General features: G+C 70.5%; 18 protein-coding genes and 1 tRNA gene. 10 read left to right on the top strand and 9 right to left on the bottom strand.

What is annotated here, in order from left to right; translation table 11 throughout:
- Positions 1-45: 45 nt before the first annotated feature.
- The 6 genes from GGQ54_RS09430 to GGQ54_RS09405 form a co-directional block, all read right to left on the bottom strand.
- Positions 46-1,071 (bottom strand): sulfate/molybdate ABC transporter ATP-binding protein, encoded by a 1,026-nt coding sequence (locus GGQ54_RS09430; protein ID WP_343045917.1) that lies wholly within the window; start codon positions 1,069-1,071, stop codon positions 46-48.
- 44 nt (positions 1,072-1,115) lie between these two features.
- Positions 1,116-1,892, bottom strand: a complete 777-nt coding sequence (locus tag GGQ54_RS09425) for an ABC transporter permease (protein ID WP_343045916.1) — start codon at positions 1,890-1,892, stop codon at positions 1,116-1,118.
- A gap of 56 nt (positions 1,893-1,948) precedes the next feature.
- Positions 1,949-2,731 (bottom strand): molybdate ABC transporter substrate-binding protein, encoded by a 783-nt coding sequence (gene modA, locus GGQ54_RS09420; protein WP_179445152.1) that lies wholly within the window; start codon positions 2,729-2,731, stop codon positions 1,949-1,951.
- Positions 2,728-3,132: a TOBE domain-containing protein gene (locus GGQ54_RS09415; protein WP_179445151.1), complete on the bottom strand. Its 405-nt coding sequence runs from the start codon at positions 3,130-3,132 to the stop codon at positions 2,728-2,730. Before GGQ54_RS09415 ends, modA begins: the two co-directional genes overlap by 4 nt.
- Positions 3,133-3,194: 62 nt before the next feature.
- Positions 3,195-3,626 (bottom strand): tRNA adenosine(34) deaminase TadA, encoded by a 432-nt coding sequence (gene tadA / locus GGQ54_RS09410; RefSeq protein ID WP_179446530.1) that lies wholly within the window; start codon positions 3,624-3,626, stop codon positions 3,195-3,197.
- A 30-nt stretch (positions 3,627-3,656) separates the two neighbouring features.
- A complete protein-coding gene (locus GGQ54_RS09405; RefSeq protein ID WP_179445150.1) occupies positions 3,657-4,292 on the bottom strand; it encodes a tRNA adenosine deaminase-associated protein in 636 nt (211 codons plus the stop codon).
- Positions 4,293-4,401: 109 nt separating this feature from the next.
- Here GGQ54_RS09405 and upp point away from each other — a divergent pair, with 109 nt between their 5' ends.
- The 8 genes from upp to GGQ54_RS09365 all read left to right on the top strand — a co-directional run bounded on the left by upp (position 4,402) and on the right by GGQ54_RS09365 (position 11,696).
- A complete protein-coding gene (gene upp / locus GGQ54_RS09400) occupies positions 4,402-5,043 on the top strand; it encodes a uracil phosphoribosyltransferase (protein ID WP_179445149.1) in 642 nt (213 codons plus the stop codon).
- Positions 5,044-5,124: 81 nt separating this feature from the next.
- Positions 5,125-5,970, top strand: coding sequence for an SIS domain-containing protein (locus tag GGQ54_RS09395; protein ID WP_179445148.1), 846 nt, complete (start codon positions 5,125-5,127; stop codon positions 5,968-5,970).
- The gene (locus tag GGQ54_RS09390; RefSeq protein WP_179445147.1) at positions 5,967-6,848 is read left to right on the top strand and encodes an ABC transporter permease subunit; all 882 of its coding nucleotides are present in this window, start codon (positions 5,967-5,969) and stop codon (positions 6,846-6,848) included. The genes GGQ54_RS09395 and GGQ54_RS09390 overlap by 4 nt, the downstream gene beginning before the upstream one ends.
- Positions 6,845-7,657, top strand: coding sequence for a carbohydrate ABC transporter permease (locus GGQ54_RS09385; RefSeq protein ID WP_179445146.1), 813 nt, complete (start codon positions 6,845-6,847; stop codon positions 7,655-7,657). Before GGQ54_RS09390 ends, GGQ54_RS09385 begins: the two co-directional genes overlap by 4 nt.
- Before the next feature lie 92 nt (positions 7,658-7,749).
- Positions 7,750-9,027, top strand: a complete 1,278-nt coding sequence (locus GGQ54_RS09380; protein ID WP_179445145.1) for an extracellular solute-binding protein — start codon at positions 7,750-7,752, stop codon at positions 9,025-9,027.
- Positions 9,028-9,029: 2 nt separating this feature from the next.
- Positions 9,030-10,055 (top strand): ABC transporter ATP-binding protein, encoded by a 1,026-nt coding sequence (locus GGQ54_RS09375; protein WP_179445144.1) that lies wholly within the window; start codon positions 9,030-9,032, stop codon positions 10,053-10,055.
- Positions 10,045-10,890, top strand: a complete 846-nt coding sequence (locus tag GGQ54_RS09370) for a Cof-type HAD-IIB family hydrolase (RefSeq protein ID WP_179445143.1) — start codon at positions 10,045-10,047, stop codon at positions 10,888-10,890. The genes GGQ54_RS09375 and GGQ54_RS09370 overlap by 11 nt, the downstream gene beginning before the upstream one ends.
- Positions 10,887-11,696, top strand: coding sequence for a metallophosphoesterase (locus GGQ54_RS09365; protein WP_179445142.1), 810 nt, complete (start codon positions 10,887-10,889; stop codon positions 11,694-11,696). Before GGQ54_RS09370 ends, GGQ54_RS09365 begins: the two co-directional genes overlap by 4 nt.
- Before the next feature lie 57 nt (positions 11,697-11,753).
- Here GGQ54_RS09365 and GGQ54_RS09360 read toward each other — a convergent pair whose 3' ends face one another.
- Complete coding sequence (locus GGQ54_RS09360; RefSeq protein ID WP_179445141.1) at positions 11,754-12,665, bottom strand: 1,4-dihydroxy-2-naphthoyl-CoA synthase; 912 nt, start codon at positions 12,663-12,665, stop codon at positions 11,754-11,756.
- A 56-nt stretch (positions 12,666-12,721) separates the two neighbouring features.
- On the opposite strand from GGQ54_RS09360, the gene GGQ54_RS09355 reads away from it, so the two are divergent.
- Complete coding sequence (locus tag GGQ54_RS09355; protein ID WP_179445140.1) at positions 12,722-14,041, top strand: DNA polymerase IV; 1,320 nt, start codon at positions 12,722-12,724, stop codon at positions 14,039-14,041.
- Positions 14,042-14,117: 76 nt separating this feature from the next.
- Complete coding sequence (locus tag GGQ54_RS09350; protein ID WP_179445139.1) at positions 14,118-15,158, top strand: ABC transporter substrate-binding protein; 1,041 nt, start codon at positions 14,118-14,120, stop codon at positions 15,156-15,158.
- A 19-nt stretch (positions 15,159-15,177) separates the two neighbouring features.
- Here GGQ54_RS09350 and GGQ54_RS09345 read toward each other — a convergent pair whose 3' ends face one another.
- Both GGQ54_RS09345 and GGQ54_RS09340 read right to left on the bottom strand, forming a co-directional pair.
- Positions 15,178-16,926 (bottom strand): BCCT family transporter, encoded by a 1,749-nt coding sequence (locus GGQ54_RS09345; protein ID WP_179445138.1) that lies wholly within the window; start codon positions 16,924-16,926, stop codon positions 15,178-15,180.
- Positions 16,927-17,090: 164 nt separating this feature from the next.
- Positions 17,091-17,163, bottom strand: a tRNA-Arg gene (locus tag GGQ54_RS09340).
- Positions 17,164-17,416 lie beyond the last annotated feature (253 nt).

Here is a 17,416-nt window from a genome sequence, read left to right as displayed (position 1 = left end):
CAACCAGACGCGAGGGCCCCGCGATCGCGCGGGGCCCTCGTCGTGTCATGCCGCGTAGATCTCGACCTCGCTGGCCTTGACCGACAACACGACCGGCCGGCCGGGCGCGAGCCCGAGCTCGGCCACGGCCGCCGCGGTCACGTCGGCGGCGAACCGATCGGTGTGTACGCGGATCCTCTCGCCCAGCGGCTCCAACTCCGTGATCATCGCCTCGAAGGCGTTGCGGGTGCTCACCCCAACGGGCCGATCCGTCGAGACCACCACCGCGCTGGGCGAGAACACCGCCACGGCCGCACCCGTGCCGAGGCGCTCCTCGTCGATCACGTGCCCGATGATCACCGTGTCGTCCGGAGCGCGCAGATGATCACCCGCGCGGACACCGGACAGCAGATTCAGGCCGGCGAACCGCGCCCCGAACCGGCTGCGCGGTCGCGCCAGCACCTCCGCGGTCGGGCCGGACTCCGCGATCCGCCCGCTCTCCAACACCAGCACCCGGTCGGCGAGCAGCAACGCGTCGAGCACGTCGTGGGTGACGATCACGACGGTACGCTCGGCCAGCACTCGCCGCAGCAACTGCCGAATCCCGACGGCGATGTCGACGTCCAGCGCGGACAGCGGCTCGTCCAACAGCAGTACCCGCGGCTCGGCCGCCAGGGCGCGCGCGATCGCCACCCGCTGCGCCTGCCCGCCGGACAGTTCCCCCGGTCGACGACCGGCGAACTCGACCGCGTCGACCTCGGACAGCCAGTGTCGCGCGCGGGCGGCGGCCTCGGTTCGCCCCGCGCCCGCACTGCGCGGCCCGAAGGCGACATTCTCGGCCACCGTGAGATGCGGGAACAGCAGCGCTGCCTGGGCGAGCAGGCCGACCTCGCGGCGATGGGGCGGCAGCCAGAGGCCCGTGTCGAGATCGAAGATCGCCCGGTCGCCGATCATGCCGCGGCCGTGATCGGGCCGCAGCCACCCCGCGATCACCGACAACAGCGTCGACTTGCCCGCCCCGTTCGGACCGAGCACGGCCAGACACTCGCCCGCGGCCACCTCGAGCTCGAGATCGAACCCGCGATCGGCCACTCCCGCGCGAAGCCGAAGGCCGGGCGGCGACGGCGTACCCGCACTCACCGACCCGCACCCCGGTCGTCCTGCCAGCCGCGGACCAGCCAGATCACGGCGACGGCCAGCACCACCAGCAGCAGTGACAGGGCCACCGCCGCGTCGGGGTCGGTCTCGCGTTGCAGGTAGATCTCCAGCGGCAGGGTCCGCGTCACCCCCTGCAGGCTGCCGGCGAAGGTGATCGTGGCCCCGAACTCGCCGAGCGAGCGCGCGAACGCCAGGATCGCCGCCGAGACCAGGCCGGGCAGCACCAGCGGCAGCGTGATCCGCCACAGCGTGGCGCTCGGCCCGGCGCCGAGCGACATCGCGACCCGCTCGTAGCGCTCACCGGAGCTGCGCAGCGTACCCTCCAGACTGACCACCAGATAGGGCATCGAGACGAACGCCTGGGCCAGCACCACGGCGGTGCTGGTGAAGGAGATGTTGATCCCGGCGATCTGCAGGTACGCCCCGAGCAGCCCGAGCCGGCCGTAGGTGTAGAGCAGGGCGATGCCGCCGACGACCGGCGGCAGGACGAGCGGCAGCAGCACCAGCGATCGCAGCAGGGACTGTCCGGGGAAGCTCGTTCGGGCGAGTACCACGGCGAGCGGTACGCCGAGCAGCACGCAGATGATCATGCTCGCCGCCGATGTCTGCACGCTCAGCAGCAGCGCGGCCCGTGATGATTCGCTGGTGATCAGGGCGGGGAACCGCGCCCAGTCGACCTTGATCAGCATCGCCGCCAGCGGCAGCAACACGAAGCCGGCGCCGATCGCGGCCGGAGCCAGCAGCCAGCGCGGCACCCGGACCGCGTCGCCCCGGGACCGCCTCGACGCGCGCCGCCTCGCCACCGCCTCCGTCACGGCCGTGCGAAACCGGCGTCGGCCAGCACCCGCTGGCCGTCGGGGCCGGTGACGTGGGCAATGAACGCGTCGGCCAGGTCCGGCTGGCCGCTCGTGCCGACCCGGGCGATCGGATACACGTTCACGGCGGCGGAGGACTCGGGGAACTCCACACCGGCGACCCGGTCGGACGCCGCGCTGACATCGGTGCGGTAGACCAGCCCGGCGTCGGCCTCGCCGCTGGCGACCTTGTTCAGCACATCGGTGACCGATTGCTCCTCACTGACCGGTGCGATGTCGATGCCGGCGGCCTCCTCGACCGTGACCGACGCAGCGCCACACGGCACCTGCGGCGCGCAGAGCACGGTCACGATCTCCCGATCGGCCAGATCGGCCAATCCCTTGACCTGCAAGGGATTGCCGGGTGCGACCGCGATCTGGAGCGTGTTGCTCGCGAAGTCGACCGGCTCGGCGGCCGTGAGATCGGCGTCGGTCAGCTTGGTCATGTTCGCGGTGTTGGCGGAGGCGAACACATCCGCCGGCGCGCCCTGCTGGATCTGCTGGACCAGGTTGGCCGAACCGTCGAAGTTCAGCGCGACGGTGGTGCCGGGATTGGCCTGCTCGAAGTCGTCGGCGATCGTGGTGAAGGTGGTCTTCAACGAGGCGGCCGCGAACACGGTGAGGGTACGCCCGCCAGCCCCGTCGGTCGTGGGCTGCCCGGTGTTGCCGCCGCAGGCGGCCAGCGATGCGACCACCCCGGCGACCAGCAGCGCCACCCCGCGTCGCGTCGCGATGATCATGACTTCTCCTCCGGCACCTCGATGACGACATTGGTCGACTTGATGCTCGCCGTGGCGACCACACCGGGTTCGAGCCCGAGCTCGTCCGCGGCCTCGCTGCTCATCAGGGAGACCACCCGGTAGGGCCCGCACTGCAGCTCGACCTGGGCCATCACGGTGTCGCGGGTGACCTTGGTGACCAGGCCGACGAAGCGGTTGCGCGCCGAACTGGTCAGCCCGACCGGTTCGGGTACGCCGGGCGCCCGCTCCCCTGCGAACCGGGCCAGCTCGCGACCGTCGATCACCTTGCGGCCGGCGCCGTCGGCGCCGGCCGACAGCGCGCCGGAGGCGACCCAGCGGCGTACCGTGTCGTCGCTGACGGCCAGCAGGCGCGCGACATCGGCGATCCGCAGTTGCGTCATGCCGAGCATGATTGCACACGATATGCGGGCCTGCGCCTCCGCTCGCGCCCGCATCCGCGGCGTCAGCGCCGCCCGGCGAAGAACGCGGTGAGCAGGGCGTCGGATTCTTGGGCCCGTACGCCGCCGATCACCTCGGGCCGGTGATTCAGCCGCGGGTCGCGTACCACGTCGAACAGCGACGCGACCGCACCCGCCTTCGGGTCATAGGCGCCGAAAACCAGCCGCGCCACCCGGGACAGCACGGACGCACCCGCACACATCGTGCACGGCTCCAGCGTGACCACGAGCGTGCAGCCGGACAGCCGCCACTCCCCGAGCCGCGCCGCGGCCCGGCGCAGCGCGAGCACCTCGGCATGCGCGGTCGGGTCACCGGTCAGCTCCCGCTCGTTCCCGGCCTCGGCGATCAGCTCGCCGCCGGCGTCCAGCACGACCGCGCCGACCGGAATGTCACCATGATCGGCCGCGGCCCGCGCCCGGTCCAGCGCCTGCGCCATCGCGGCATCCCAGCGCGACGCCATCGATGATCAGGCGAACTCGGCGTCGACCACCCGGCGCACCTCGCGCCCGACGCCGAGCTTGTCGGCGATGTCGAGAACGACCTCGTCGGAGTCTGCGTCGTCGTCCAGTTCGGCGACGAAGCCCTCGAGATCGAGTTCGCTGATTCCCACATCGGCAAGCAGGCCAAGATCACCGAGCGGCTCGGCCTCGTCCTCGTCGATGTCGGACTCGCCCAGGTAGTCGGCGACGTCGCGCGCGATCGGCCATTCCGTCGCGGACGCGGCGTCGGAGACGAGCGTCTGCACCATGCGACCCCGGACCCGGACGATCACGAAGACCTCGCCCACCAGCGAGACGAATCCGATCGCGCCGGCATCGCCCGGCAGCCGGCGGAGCTGGACGATCAGCTCCTCCAGATCGTTGGCCAGCTCCTTCGGCAGCGCGCGGGCGACCGCGACGCCGTCCTCCCGATAGACCGCGAGGACGAGATCGATCTCGTCGTCCTCGGCATCCTCGGGCTCGTCGTCCAGTTCGTCGTCTTCGTCCTCGTCGAAGTCGGAGTCCTCGGCCGCGGCATCGGCCTCGCGGCGCGACGGCGTACCGGACCCACCGGCACGGCCCAGATCGAACGACTCGTAGTCGTCGACGTCGTAATCGCTCATCTCCGCCTCCCGTTCACCGCCCCATGGTGACAGATCGTGACCGCCAGCGGCACCGGCAAATGCGGCAGGTTCGCTCGGACCTCTCCGGCCGTGTGCCAAAGTGCCACCTGTGGAACTCCGCGTCGTCGACCACCCGCTGGTGGCACACAAGCTGACCCTGCTCCGCGACCGCGACACCGACTCGCCGACCTTTCGCCGGCTGACCGAGGAGCTGGTCACCCTGCTGGCCTACGAGGCCACCCGCGAGGTACGCGTCGAGCCGTCCACCGTGCCGACACCGGTGGCGGCCGCTCCCGGGGTACGCCTGCGCGAGCCCCGGCCGATGGTGGTGCCGATCCTGCGCGCCGGGCTCGGGATGCTGGAGGGCATGTCGCGGCTGATGCCGACCGCCGAGGTCGGCTTCGTCGGGATGGTCCGCAACGAGGAGACGCTGCAGCCGGTGACCTATGCCGAGCGGCTGCCGACCGATCTCTCCGGGCGCCAGTGCTATGTGCTCGACCCGATGCTCGCCACCGGCGGTTCGCTCGCCACCGCGGTGCGGTTCCTGGTTGATCGCGGGGCCGACCACATCACCTGCATCTGCCTGCTTGCCGCCCCCGAGGGGATCGACCGGATGCGCGAACTGCTGGCCGAGCTGGAGGTGCCCACGACGCTCGTGGTGGCGGCGGTGGACGAGCGGCTCAACGAACAGGGCTTCATCGTGCCCGGCCTGGGCGATGCCGGCGACCGTCTCTACGGTGTCGCCGACTAGTTCATGTCATGAGAATACATAACATGAATCGTTCATGTTATGGCCATACATGAGTCGCCCGGGGCCCCTAGCGTTCCTCTCGTGACGAAACAGCCCACCGCCATCGCCCGCATCCAGGCGGCGCTCGGCTCGTTGGTGGCGAGCGAGCGGCGCGTTGCCGAGATCGTCCTGGCCGACCCCCGCGCAGTCATCGGCTCCACGGCGGCACAGCTCGCCGCCCGGGCCGACACCTCCGCGACCACCGTCATCCGCTTCGCCCGCAGTGTCGGCTTCGCCGGCTACCAGCAGCTCGCCATCGCGCTGGCCATCACCGAACCGACCCTGGAATCCGCAACGCCGCTCGAGTCGGCCGACACCCCGATCGAGACCCTGCGCAAGATCGCGACGATCGGCTCCCAGTCGCTGCGGAAGACGGCCGAGTCCGTCGACCCCGCCGCGCTGTCCGCCGCGGTCTCCGCGATCGCCGAGGCGCGCCACGTCCTCGCCATCGGGGCGGCGCTCAGTGCGCCGGTCGCCCTGGACGTCGCCTACCGCCTGAACCACCTCGGCATCTCCGCAGACGCGCCGGCCGACAGCCAGATCCAGCGGATCCGGGCGGCGCGGCTCGGGCCGGCCGATGTCTGCCTGGTCTTCCTGCACGGCGGGACCTACCAGCCGGTCATCGACCTGCTGCACGACGCGGCGGCGACCGGCGCCACCATCGTCGGCGTCACCTCGTTCGTGCGTACGCCGCTCGCCGAGCTCGCCGATCATGCGCTCGTTGTCGGCGCCGGCGTCGTCGGGGCCGGGGTCGAGGCCTGGGCGTCGCGGTTGTCCTTCCTGGCGGTGGCCGACGCGCTGGTGCTCTCGGTGATCAACATGAACCCGGGACAACATCGCGCGTCGCTGGCCCGCATCCAGGAACTCGTCGAAGGCGGTGGGCTGTGAGCGACGCCCGCAATCGAGTGGTGCCGATGCTGCTCATCGGCCCGGCGGCGCTCGGCATCATCGTGTTCGTGATCGCCCCGCTGATCATCGTGTTGGCGCTCAGCCTGTTCCGGGTGAACCTGATCGGCGGCACGATGACCTTCGCCGGGCTGGACAACTTCGTCACGGAGCTCCAGCACCCGGAGTTCGTCACCAGCATCCGCAACACGGTCACCTACGGCCTGCTCACCGTCCTGCCCTCCCTCGCGCTCGGCCTGATCGTCGCGCTGGCGATCAACGGCCTCACCCGCGGGCAGGGCTTCTGGCGCAGCGTCTACTTCCTCCCGGCGGCGACCACGCTCGTCGCGATGAGCGCGGTCTGGCGCTGGATGTTCCGGCCCGACACCGGGGTCGTCGACACCGTCCTCGGCCCGCTGTTCGGCCTTCGCGACTGGCTCGGCGACCCGAATCTGGCGATGGGCGCGATCGCGATCGTCGGCATCTGGCACCAGTTCGGGCTGATCACCGTCCTCTACCTCGCAGCCCTCGGCACGGTCCCGGGCGATCAGTACGACAGCGCCGCCATCGACGGCGCGCGCGACTGGAGCCGGTTCTGGCACGTGACCTGGCCGGCACTCGGCCCGACCACGGTGTTCGCCTTCGCGGTCACGGCCAGCTCGGCGCTGCAGGCCTACGACGTGATCGCGGCGATGACCGCGGGCGGCCCGCTGAACTCCACCACCACCCTGACCTATGCCATCTGGTCACGCGGCGTGCACTTCTTCGACATCGGCCGGGCCGCGGTCCTGTCGCTCGCGCTGCTGGCCCTGTCGATCCTGGTCACCGCCGTCCAACGCACGGGGTACGCCCGCCGCCTGGAAGCCGGGGCCGTCCGATGAAGATCATTCCGCAACTCGCCCGTCATGGCCTGCTCGCCCTCGGCGCGGTCTATGTCCTGGGACCGATCGCGCTGATGCTGCTCAGCGCGTTCACCCCGACCGACGACATCCTGGCCGGCCGCTATCTGGCCAACCTCACCCTCGGCAACTTCGTCGAGGTCGCCGAGCGGGTCCCACTGGCCCTGTACTACCGCAACTCGATCATCGTCTGCCTCGGCACATTCCTGCTGCAGGTGGTGGTCTGTGTCCCGGCGGCCTATGCCCTCGCCCGGCTGCGCTTCGCCGGCCGGACGGTCGGGGTCTGGCTGCTCGGCCTGCTCATCCTGTTGCCTTTCCAGGTGATCGCGATCCCGATCTACCTGGTCTTCCGCAATGTCGGCCTGATCGACACCCTGCCCGCGTTGATCCTGCCCTTCGTCGGCAACGCCTTCGCGATCTTCCTGCTCCGCCAGTACTTCGTCTCGCTGCCGCAGTCGATGTTCGACGCCGCCAGGATCGACGGGGCCGGTACGCTCGCCGTGCTGCTGGAGATCGTCGTGCCATCGAGCCGCCCCGCGATCACCTCGCTCGGGGTGTTCACCATCACCGCCGCCTGGAACGCCTACTTCTGGCCATCCTTCGTTCTCACCGACCAGTCCTCGGCGACCATCCCGTTCGGCGTGATCAGCTTCGTCAACTCCGATGCCGTGACCGACTACGGCCCCCAGATGGCGATGGCCACCCTGTCCGTACTTCCGCTGCTCGCGGCGTTCCTGATCGCCCAGCGTCAGTTCATCCGCGGCCTTGCCCTCAAGGGCCAGACCGGCTGACCAGCCCCGACGACCACTCACCCCACTCGCTCGGCCAGCGCCGTTCGAGCTCCTCGCCCTGCCCCCGAACGCTCAGCACAAGGAAGATCATCATGAATCGTTCCGTCCGTATCCCTGCCCTCGCCCTGCTCGCCTCCTCGACCATCGCGGCTCTGGTGCTGACCAGTTGCGCCTCCCCCGACAGCACGGCCTCGACGACCGACAGCCCGGTGATCATCGTCTCCGGCCAGTCGGCCCAGAACGGTGAGCTGCTGCAGCAGCTCTTCGACGACTACAACGCCGCGAACGCCGCGGCGCCCGTCACCTTGCAGATGTCGGCCGACACCGATGTCGACACCGCACAGAAGGCCCTGGTCAGCCTCGCCTCCGGCAAGGGCCCAGACGCCGTCCGGGTCACCAATGCCACCTACCAGACCATGATCGACGCGGGCGCCGCGCAGCCCGCCGATGCCTGCCTCACCGAGTCCGGCGCCGAGCTCGACCGCCGCGTCCTCGACGGCATCGCGGTCGACGGCACCAGCTACCAGGTGCCGTGGTACGTCACGCCGAATGCCCTGTTCTACAACGACGACCTCTTCGTCAAGGCCGGCCTCGATCCGGACAAGCCGCCGACGACGATGAGCGAGTTCCACGAGGCCGCCAAGGCGATCGCGGCCACCGGCGCCGCCGGCGGCACGGCGTACTTCGGCAACGACTACAACTTCCAGGGCTATGTCGCCTCGCTCGGCGGCCGGGTGTATGACCCGCAGACCAAGGCGCTCGGGATCGACAGCCCCGGCGGCACGGCGGCCTTTGACCTGTTCGCCACCATGGCGGGCGACGGCAGCAGCCCCGTCTACTCCAACTTCTTCGCCGAGGCCAACGAGGCCTTCGCGGCCGGCAAGCTGGGCATGATCATCACCTCGGCCTCGGGCTACCCGGCGCTGAAGGCCAGCGGCAAGGTCTCGATCCGGCTCGCCCCGGTGCCGACGATGGACGGGGGCAAGCAGGTCGCGGTCAGCTCCACCAACGGCTTCGTGATCACCACCAAGGATCCCGCGCGTCAGCGGGCAGTCTGCGACGCGCTGCAGACGCTGCTCAGCCCCGAGGCCGTGACCAGGACGGTAGCTGCCACGGCCACCATCCCGTTGCTGCCGTCGGTCGCCGACGACCCCGCGTACCTCGCGGATGTCTACGAGAAGAACCCCGACTGGGTCGCGGTGCGCGAGCAGCAGACCACCCCCTGGGTGTCGCTGCCGGGCGGCGCGCACGCCGAGTACAGCAAGGCCTACGTGGACAGCCAGCTCCGCGTGCTGCGTCGGGAGACCCCCGCCGCAGAGGCCGTCACTTCGTTGCAGGCGGCCACGGCCGACCTGCTCGCGGCGCAGTGATCATGAGCGCCGCGCTGACCGTGCAATCGGTGACGAAGACCTTTCGTCCCGGCGAGCCCCGCATCCTCGATGACATCACGCTGACCGCCGACGCGGGCCGGATCACCACCATCCTCGGCGAGTCCGGCTGCGGCAAGACCACCTTGCTGCGCATCGTCGCCGGCCTGGAGGAGCCCAGCTCCGGCCGGCTGCTGATCGCCGATCGCGATGTCACCCGGCTGGCCCCGGTCGACCGGGATGTCGCGATGGTCTTCCAGACCTTCGGGCTCTATCCGGCCAAGACCGTGGCGAAGAACATCGAGTTCCCGCTGAAGATGGCCAAGGTGGCCCCCGCGGAGCGGCGTACCCGCGCCGCCGAGGTCGCCGCGATCATGCACATCGAGCACCTGATGAACCGCCTGCCCGCCGAGCTGTCTGGTGGGCAGCGGCAGCGGGTCGGCATCTGTCGGGCGCTGGTACGCCGGCCGCGGCTGCTCCTGATGGACGAGCCGCTGTCCGCGCTGGATCCCAAGCTGCGCAACGAGCTGCGTACCGAGATCGTCGCCCTGCAGCGCGCCATCGGCTCGACCATCCTCTACGTCACCCACGACCAGACCGAGGCGATGACCATGTCCGACACGGTCGTGGTGATGCGGGGCGGGCGGATCGAGCAGGCGGGACCGCCGGACAAGGTGTTCGCACGGCCGGCGAGCACCTATGTGGCCGAGTTCCTCGGCAACATGAACCTCAACCCGGCACCGGATGTCGAGCGTGCTGGCGGGTACGCCGAAACGGTCGGCATCCGACCCGAGCACTTCGGGCTGGCCGGCACCCGCCCGGCCGCCGAGGACGACTTCGTCGTCAGCGGCCGGCTCGAGCGCTGCGAGCTGCTCGGCGCCGATCGGATTCTGCACGTGCGGGCCGGGGAGATCCTCTGGCGCGCACGGGTCGATGCCGACGCGCCGATCGGCGACGAGATCACCCTGGTCGCGTCGCGCGACCAGGTCCACACCTTCGACACCGAAACCGGAGCCCGACGTGCCACCTGAAGCCCTCTCCCCCCGCCGCCCCCGCCTGCTGGTCACCGACCTGGACGGCACGCTGCTCACCTCGCGGCGTACCGTCACCGACACGACCGTGGCCGGCCTGGCCGCGGCCCGGGACGCGGGGCTGACGCTCGCCGTCGCCTCGGCCCGACCCCTCCGCCTGATCGAGGCCGTGCTCGGTCCGGAGGTGATCAAGCTCTTCACCGCGCTGATCGTGTCGAACGGCGCGGCGGTGCTCGACGCCGCCACCGGGACGCTGCTCGCCGAGCAGGCGCTGTCCCCCGAGCACACCAGGACGGCGATCGAACGGCTGCGCGCGCAGTGGCCCGGAGCCGGGTTCGGCTGGGAGTCGGGCACCGAGTTCGGCTGCGACGCGGCCTTCCTCGAGCTGACCCGGACCGAGCCGATCCTGCGCGACGCCCACCCCGACCGCGTCACGCCGGAGCCCGCCGGCACGGCAAACCAGCTCGTGATGTCCGTGGCCGGGATCAAGCCGGCCGAGCTGCTGGCCCCGGCCGCCGCCGTGCTCGGCGGGGCCTACGACGTGACCGACTCCCTCGGTGGCGTCACCGAGGTCGCGCCGGCCGGGGTCAGCAAGGCGACCGCGGCGGCGCTGTGGGCCAAGTCGATCGGCCTGGGGCTCGCCGATGTCGTGGCCTTCGGCGACGAGCACAACGATCTACCGCTGCTCACCGCCGCCGGGCTCGGGGTGGCGATGGGCAATGCGGCCGATCACGTCAAGGCCGCGGCCCGCAGCGTCACCGCCGGCAACGACGAGGACGGAGTGGCCCGGTTCCTGACCGAGCACCTGCTGCCGACCCTTCGAGGGGCACAGTGAGCACGACGATCCTGCAGGTTTCCGATCCCCACCTCGGCGCCTCCGGTGGCCCGGAGCGCGCCGAGCTGGGACGCCGGCACTGGGCCGCCTTCGCCGAGCGGGTCAGCGCCGACCCGCCCGCGCTGGTGGTGGTCAGCGGCGACATCGTCGTCGACGATCCCGACGACGAGGCCGACCAAGCCGAGGCAGCCACGGCGGTGGCGAGCCTGGGCGTACCCACGCTGGTCCTGCCGGGCAACCACGATGTCGGTGATCATCAGCTGCGGCGGGGCCTGCCCGCCGATTGGCACGGCAAGCTCGTGACCGCCGAGCGGGTCGCCGCGTGGGAGGCGCGCTGGGGGCCGTCGTTCCGGAGCCTGCAGCTCGGCTCGTGGACGATCATCGGGATCAACGCCCAGGTGCTGGGCAGCGGCACCCCGCGCGAGGCCGAGCAGTGGGACTGGCTGGAGCGGACGGCGCTGGCCGCGGGCGACCCGCGCCCGAAGCTGGTGTTCCTGCACGAGTCGCTCGGGCCCCGGCCGGAGGACACCGGGAACGACTCCTGGCTGAGCGTGCCGACGGCGCCCGGGCACCGGCTCGCCGCGCTGATCCGGGACGCCAACGTTGCCCTCGTCGCGGCCGGGCACACGCACAAGTATCTGGCGTGGTCCGGCGACGGGATCGCGCAGGTCACGGCGCCGAGCCTCGCCGGGCCGATCCTGGTCCGCCCGGACATGACCGCCGCGTCGGGCGATCCGGACGCGGGGTGGCTGGACCACACGCTCCACGACGACGGCACGGTGCGGTCCGTCCGGCGCCTGGTCTGAACACCCCGGGCCCGGCAGACCGTGGTCCGGCGCGCCGGACGATCTCAACGCGTCGGATCAGTAGTACCAGGGGAATGTCGACCAGTCGGGGTCGCGCTTCTCCAGGAACGCGTCGCGGCCCTCGACGGCCTCGTCGGTCATGTACGCCAACCGCGTCGTCTCCCCGGCGAACACCTGCTGGCCGATCAGCCCGTCATCGATGGCGTTGAACGCGAACTTCAGCATCCGCTGGGCGGTCGGGCTCTTGCCACAGATCTTGCGCGCCCAGTCCAGCCCGGTCGCCTCGAGTTGATCATGGTCCACGACCGCGTTCACCATGCCCATCCGGTGCGCGGCGTCGGCATCGTAGACATCGCCGAGGAAGAAGATCTCCCGGGCGAACTTCTGCCCTACCTGCCGGGCGAGGTACGCCGACCCGAACCCCGCATCGAAGGAGCCGACGTCGGCATCGGTCTGCTTGAAGCGCGCGTGTTCCCGGCTGGCCAGGGTGAGATCGCACACCACGTGCAGGCTGTGCCCGCCGCCGGCGGCCCAACCGTTGACCAGCGCGATCACGGGCTTCGGCATGAACCTGATCAACCGCTGCACCTCCAGGATGTGCAACCGCCCGAGCCGACCGGCGTCGACCGTGTCCGCGGTCTGGCCGTCGGCGTACTGGTATCCCGACCGACCGCGGATCCGTTGATCACCGCCGCTGCAGAACGCCCAGCCCTGGTCCCGCGGCGACGGACCGTTGCCGGTGAGCAGCACGCAGCCGACATCGGAGCTCATCCGAGCATGATCAAGTGCGCGGTAGAGCTCGTCCACGGTGTGCGGGCGGAACGCGTTGCGCACCTCCGGACGATCGAATGCGATCCGCACGACCGGGACGTCGACCGCCCGGTGGTAGGTGATGTCGGTGAAGTCGAATCCCTCGACCTTCCGCCACGCCGCTTCGTCGAGATTCTGCCGTCCCTGCGCATCGTTCACCCGCGCCACGCTACCGCCGCCCGACCGTGGCGGCGGCGAGGGTGCAGGATGGGAACATGCGTTCGGAGGCCTCGATCATGCACCTTGATCTTGATGCCTTCTTCGCCTCGGTCGAGCAGCGCGACAAGCCGTCGCTGCGCGGCAAGCCGGTGATCGTCGGCGGGCTGGGCCGGCGCGGCGTGGTGTCGACGGCGTCGTATGAGGCCCGGGTCTTCGGCGTGCACTCGGCAATGCCGATGCACGAGGCCCGCCGGCTCGCGCCCCATGCGGCATTCCTGTCGGGCCGCTTCGGCAAGTACCGCGCGACCAGCGCGATCGTGATGGGCATCCTGCGCGAGATCTCACCACTGGTCGAGCCGCTGTCGCTGGACGAGGCCTTCGTCGATCTCGCCGCCGGCGCCGACCCGCCGGAGTTCGCCCCGCCGGCGCTGACGAGATTCGGCATCGAGCTCAAACAGCGGGTCCGCGAGGCCACGGGCGGCATCGTCGCCTCGCTCGGGATCGGCAGCTCCAAGTTCATCGCCAAGCTCGCCACCGAGCTCGGCAAGCCCGACGGGTGCCATCTGGTCGAGCCCGGAACCGAGGTCGAGACCATCGCGCCGCTCGCCGTCGGCGTGATTCCCGGCGTCGGCCCGGTGACCCGCGACAAGCTGGCGCGCCTGGGCGTACGCACGGTCGCCGATCTCCAGCAGCGCTCCCTTGCCGAGCTGAACCGTGAGCTCGGCCAGGCCCACGGCACCGGCCTGCACCACCTCGCCTTCGCCCGCGACGATCGCGCGGTCGATCCCGAACGCGAGTCGAAGTCGATCTCGGTCGAGGACACCTTCGAGACCGACATCGCCGACCGGGCCGAGCTGCGCCGGATCGCCGAGCGGCATGCCCGGCTGGTCGCCCGCCGAGTGGGCGAGCAGGGGTTGTTCGCCCGCACGGTGGCGATCAAGGTACGCCGCCCCGACTTCTCCACCGTGACCCGCGCGCGTACCCTCCGGGGCGCGACCGACCGTGCGGAGGTGATCATCGGCCAGGCGCACGCGCTGCTCGACGGGCTCGATCTGGCCGACGGCGTGCGGCTGCTCGGGGTGGGCGTCAGTGGATTCTCCGAGTCCGCGCAGGAGGAGCTTTTCGACCTCGGTACGCCGACCGCGGGCGCCGAGCCGGAGGCGACGCAGCAGACCGACTGGGCCGACCCGGAACCGCGCCGCGCGCCGAGCCTGCGCCCGGGTGCCGACGTCCGGCACCGTGAGCACGGCGACGGCTGGGTCTGGGGAGCGGGGCTGGGGCGGGTCACCGTCCGGTTCGAAACCGCGCTGACCGGCCCCGGCCCGGTGCGTACCTTCGCCGAGGACGACCCCGATCTCGAATTGCTTCCGGATTGATCTAGGTTAGGCTCTCCTTCATCGCTCGCGTCGCCCGTGTTGCGACCCCACCGAACGTTCTCTACGAGGAGCCTGCATGCCGACCACCCGCCGCACCTTCCTGACCGGACTGTCCGTGCTCGCCGCCGCACCGGCGCTCGCGGCCTGCTCGACCGGCGGGGCCCCGGCGGACCAACAGCCCGCGGCCGGTCCCGCGGGCGCGGGCTTCCCGGTCACGATCGAGCACAAGTTCGGCTCGACGACGATCGAGCGGGAGCCGCAGCGGGTGGTGCTGGTCGGGCTGACCGACCAGGACACCATGCTCGCCCTGGGCAAGGCGCCGGTCGCGGTGACCGACTGGTACGCAGACGACACCCCGGGGCGGATCTACCCGTGGGCGCTGGACAAGCTGGGCGACGCGCCCCTGCCGGAGGTGCTGAGCGGCGAGGAGATCGAGTTCGAGCGGATCGCCTCGCTCGCCCCGGATCTGATCCTCGGCCAGTACGCCGGCGTCCAGCAGGCCGACTACGAGAAGCTCTCGGCGCTCGCACCGACGGTGGTGCAGCCCGGAAACGTCCCCGACTACGGCGCCCCCTGGGACGTCGCGGCGATCACCATCGGCCGCGCGATCGGCAAGGAGGCGGCGGCGCGCGAGCTGGTGGACGGCGTCAAGCGGCAGCTCGCCGAGGCGGCCGCGGCGAACGGGTTCGCCGGCAGGTCCGGGGCCGTCTTGTCGGCCTGGGAGGGCATGTATGTCTACGGCCCCGACGACCCCCGCTCCCAGATGTTGCGGGAGCTCGGCTTCGCGTTCCCCGAGAAGCTGCTGCAGGGCAAGTCCGATCGGTTCGGCTGGGCGCTGAGCCCGGAGCGGACCACGGACCTGAACGGCGTGGACCTTGCGATCTGGACCGCGACGCCGGACCAGGTGGCACAGCAGACGGGCGGTGTGTGGGCCAAAACCGACACCGCCAAGCAGGGCCGCGGGATCTTCATCGAGCCGAAGCCGGCCGACTACGACATCGCGTTCAGCTTCGTCACCCCGCTGAGCATCCCGTACGTGCTGCAGCGCCTCACCCCGCAACTGGTCGCGGCGATCGACGGCGACCCGGCGACGAAGATCCCGCCGCCGGGCGCCTGATCTCCCGACCGTCTGCCGGTCAGCCGTTCCGCGGCACGGCGCGCGACCCGGTCCGGGTCGGTGCGGGATCGGCGTCATCCTCGGCGAGCGCCTCGGCAACCTCAAGCGTCACCTCGCGGCGGAAGACGTTCTCCTCGATCCGGCGACGCTGGGCAAGATCACGACTGAGCGCCTTCCACAAGCTGATGCAGATGCCGATCATCACCACCGAGAACGGCGCGGCCGCGATGATCGTCATCGCCTGCAGCGAGGATAGCCCCAGGCCCTCGGTACCGGCGCGGTAGCCGGCCCACAGCAGCACCAGCGCGATCGCGCCCTCCATGGCCGCCCAGAACACCCGCGACCAGACCGGCGGGTTCTCGTCGCCGCCATGGCTGATCATGTCCACCACGAACGATCCGGAGTCGGAGCTGGTGACGAAGAAGATCATCACCAGCAAGATCGCGAGGCCGCTGAGCAGCGCGCCGCCGGGCAGTCGGGACAGCATGTCGAACAGCGCGGTGTTGGTGGAGACCGCGCCGTCGATGATCAGCCCGCCGCCGCCGGCGACCTCCTGCCAGAGCGCGGTGCCGCCGATCACCGAGAACCACAGCGCGGTCATCAGGGTCGGCACGAGCAGCACGCCGACCACGAACTGGCGGACGGTACGCCCCCGCGAGATGCGCGCGATGAACACGCCGACGAACGGCGCCCAGGCCATCCACCAGCCCCAGTAGTAGGTGGTCCAACCGCCGAGCCACTCCTCGCCGTTCGTGCCCTGGTAGGGCAGCGTGGCGAAGGACAGCCCGATGAACTGCTGGATGTAGAGCCCGATCGTCTGCACCATCTCGCGCAGCACGAACAGCGTCGGGCCGACGGCCAGCACGACGAGCACGAGCGCCGCGGCCAGGACCATGTTGATGTTGGACAGCCACTTGATGCCCTTGTCCAGCCCGGACAGCACCGACAGCGTCGCGAGCGCGGTGATCCCGACAACCAGCACGAGCTGCACGATCTCGCTGTCGGGCAGCAGGCCGATGTGGGCGAGGCCAGCGGCGATCTGCGCCACGCCGAGACCCAGCGAGCTGGCGACGCCGAACAGCGTGCCGACGATGGCGGCGACGTCGATCACGTGGCCCCAGAATCCCTTCACCACCCGGGTACCGAGCAGCGGCTCGAGCGCCCAGCGGATCGAGACCGGACGGCCGCGCCGGTGCACGGCGTACGCGACACCGAGGCCGACCACCGCATAGATGGCCCACGCATGCACACCCCAGTGCAGGAAGGTCTGGGTGAGCGCCTGCTGCGCCAGGGCCCCCGGCGCCGCCCCGGCCAGGTCGGGTCGCGGGGAGGCGAGGTGATTCAACGGTTCGGCCGCGCCCCAGAAGACCAGGCCGATGCCCATCCCGGCAGCGAACAGCATGGCGATCCAACTGAGCGTGCCGTACGCCGGCTCCTCGTCGTCCTTGCCGAGCTTGATCCGGCCGAGCGGGGACACCGCCACCACGACGGAGAAGATCACGAAGCAGGTGACGATCAACACGTAGTACCAGCCGATGCCATTGGTGACATAGCTGTTCAGGTTGGTGATCCACTCGCTGAACGGACCGCCGCCGACCGCGGCGATGATCACGAACAGTCCGATGATCACCGCCGCCGGGATGAAGACCGGCCAGTACGGCCGGTTGCCCTTCGGGACGACCTCTTCGCGGATCCGGTCGCCGCTCGGGCCCGCCGGCGTACCGGTCTCGGTCGGTGCTGTTTCTTCGGAGTCTGTTCGGATGCTCATCTCATCGCTCTCTGCTGGTTCGCGCGGCTGTCGCGCTGCGTATCGCTCGGGGTACATACAGACCTTTGCGACTGATCAGTCAGATGGCAACTCGGCGCGCGCGCCCAGGATGCCGCCCCGGAAACGCAACGAACCCCGGGCCGGGTGGGCTCGGGGTTCTGCTGCGCGCTCGGAGGGACTCGAACCCCCAACCTTCTGATCCGTAGTCAGATGCTCTATCCATTAAGCTACGAGCGCAGGATCGGTCGACGACCGGGAAGACACTGTACCGGCGCGCCCGCGGCCCGCCAAATCAGGCGGACGATCCGAGCAGCCCCGATTCCCTCACTGGTTCGTACCAGTTGACGCACGATGCGCCCGCACCCAGGCCCGCGCATCGAAGTGCTCCAGACATCCGATTTTCCGCGTAACTGCGGGAGTGACGTGGGCCACGTGACGATCTTCACAGCAGAAATGTGGTCTGAAATGTGTAATACCAGTGAGTGTGGTG

It is taken from the genome of Naumannella cuiyingiana, assembly GCF_013408305.1.
In the GTDB taxonomy this organism is placed as follows: domain Bacteria; phylum Actinomycetota; class Actinomycetes; order Propionibacteriales; family Propionibacteriaceae; genus Naumannella; species Naumannella cuiyingiana.
Note: the sequence above shows the minus strand (reverse complement) of the source record. Positions and strands in the feature narration are given on the sequence as shown.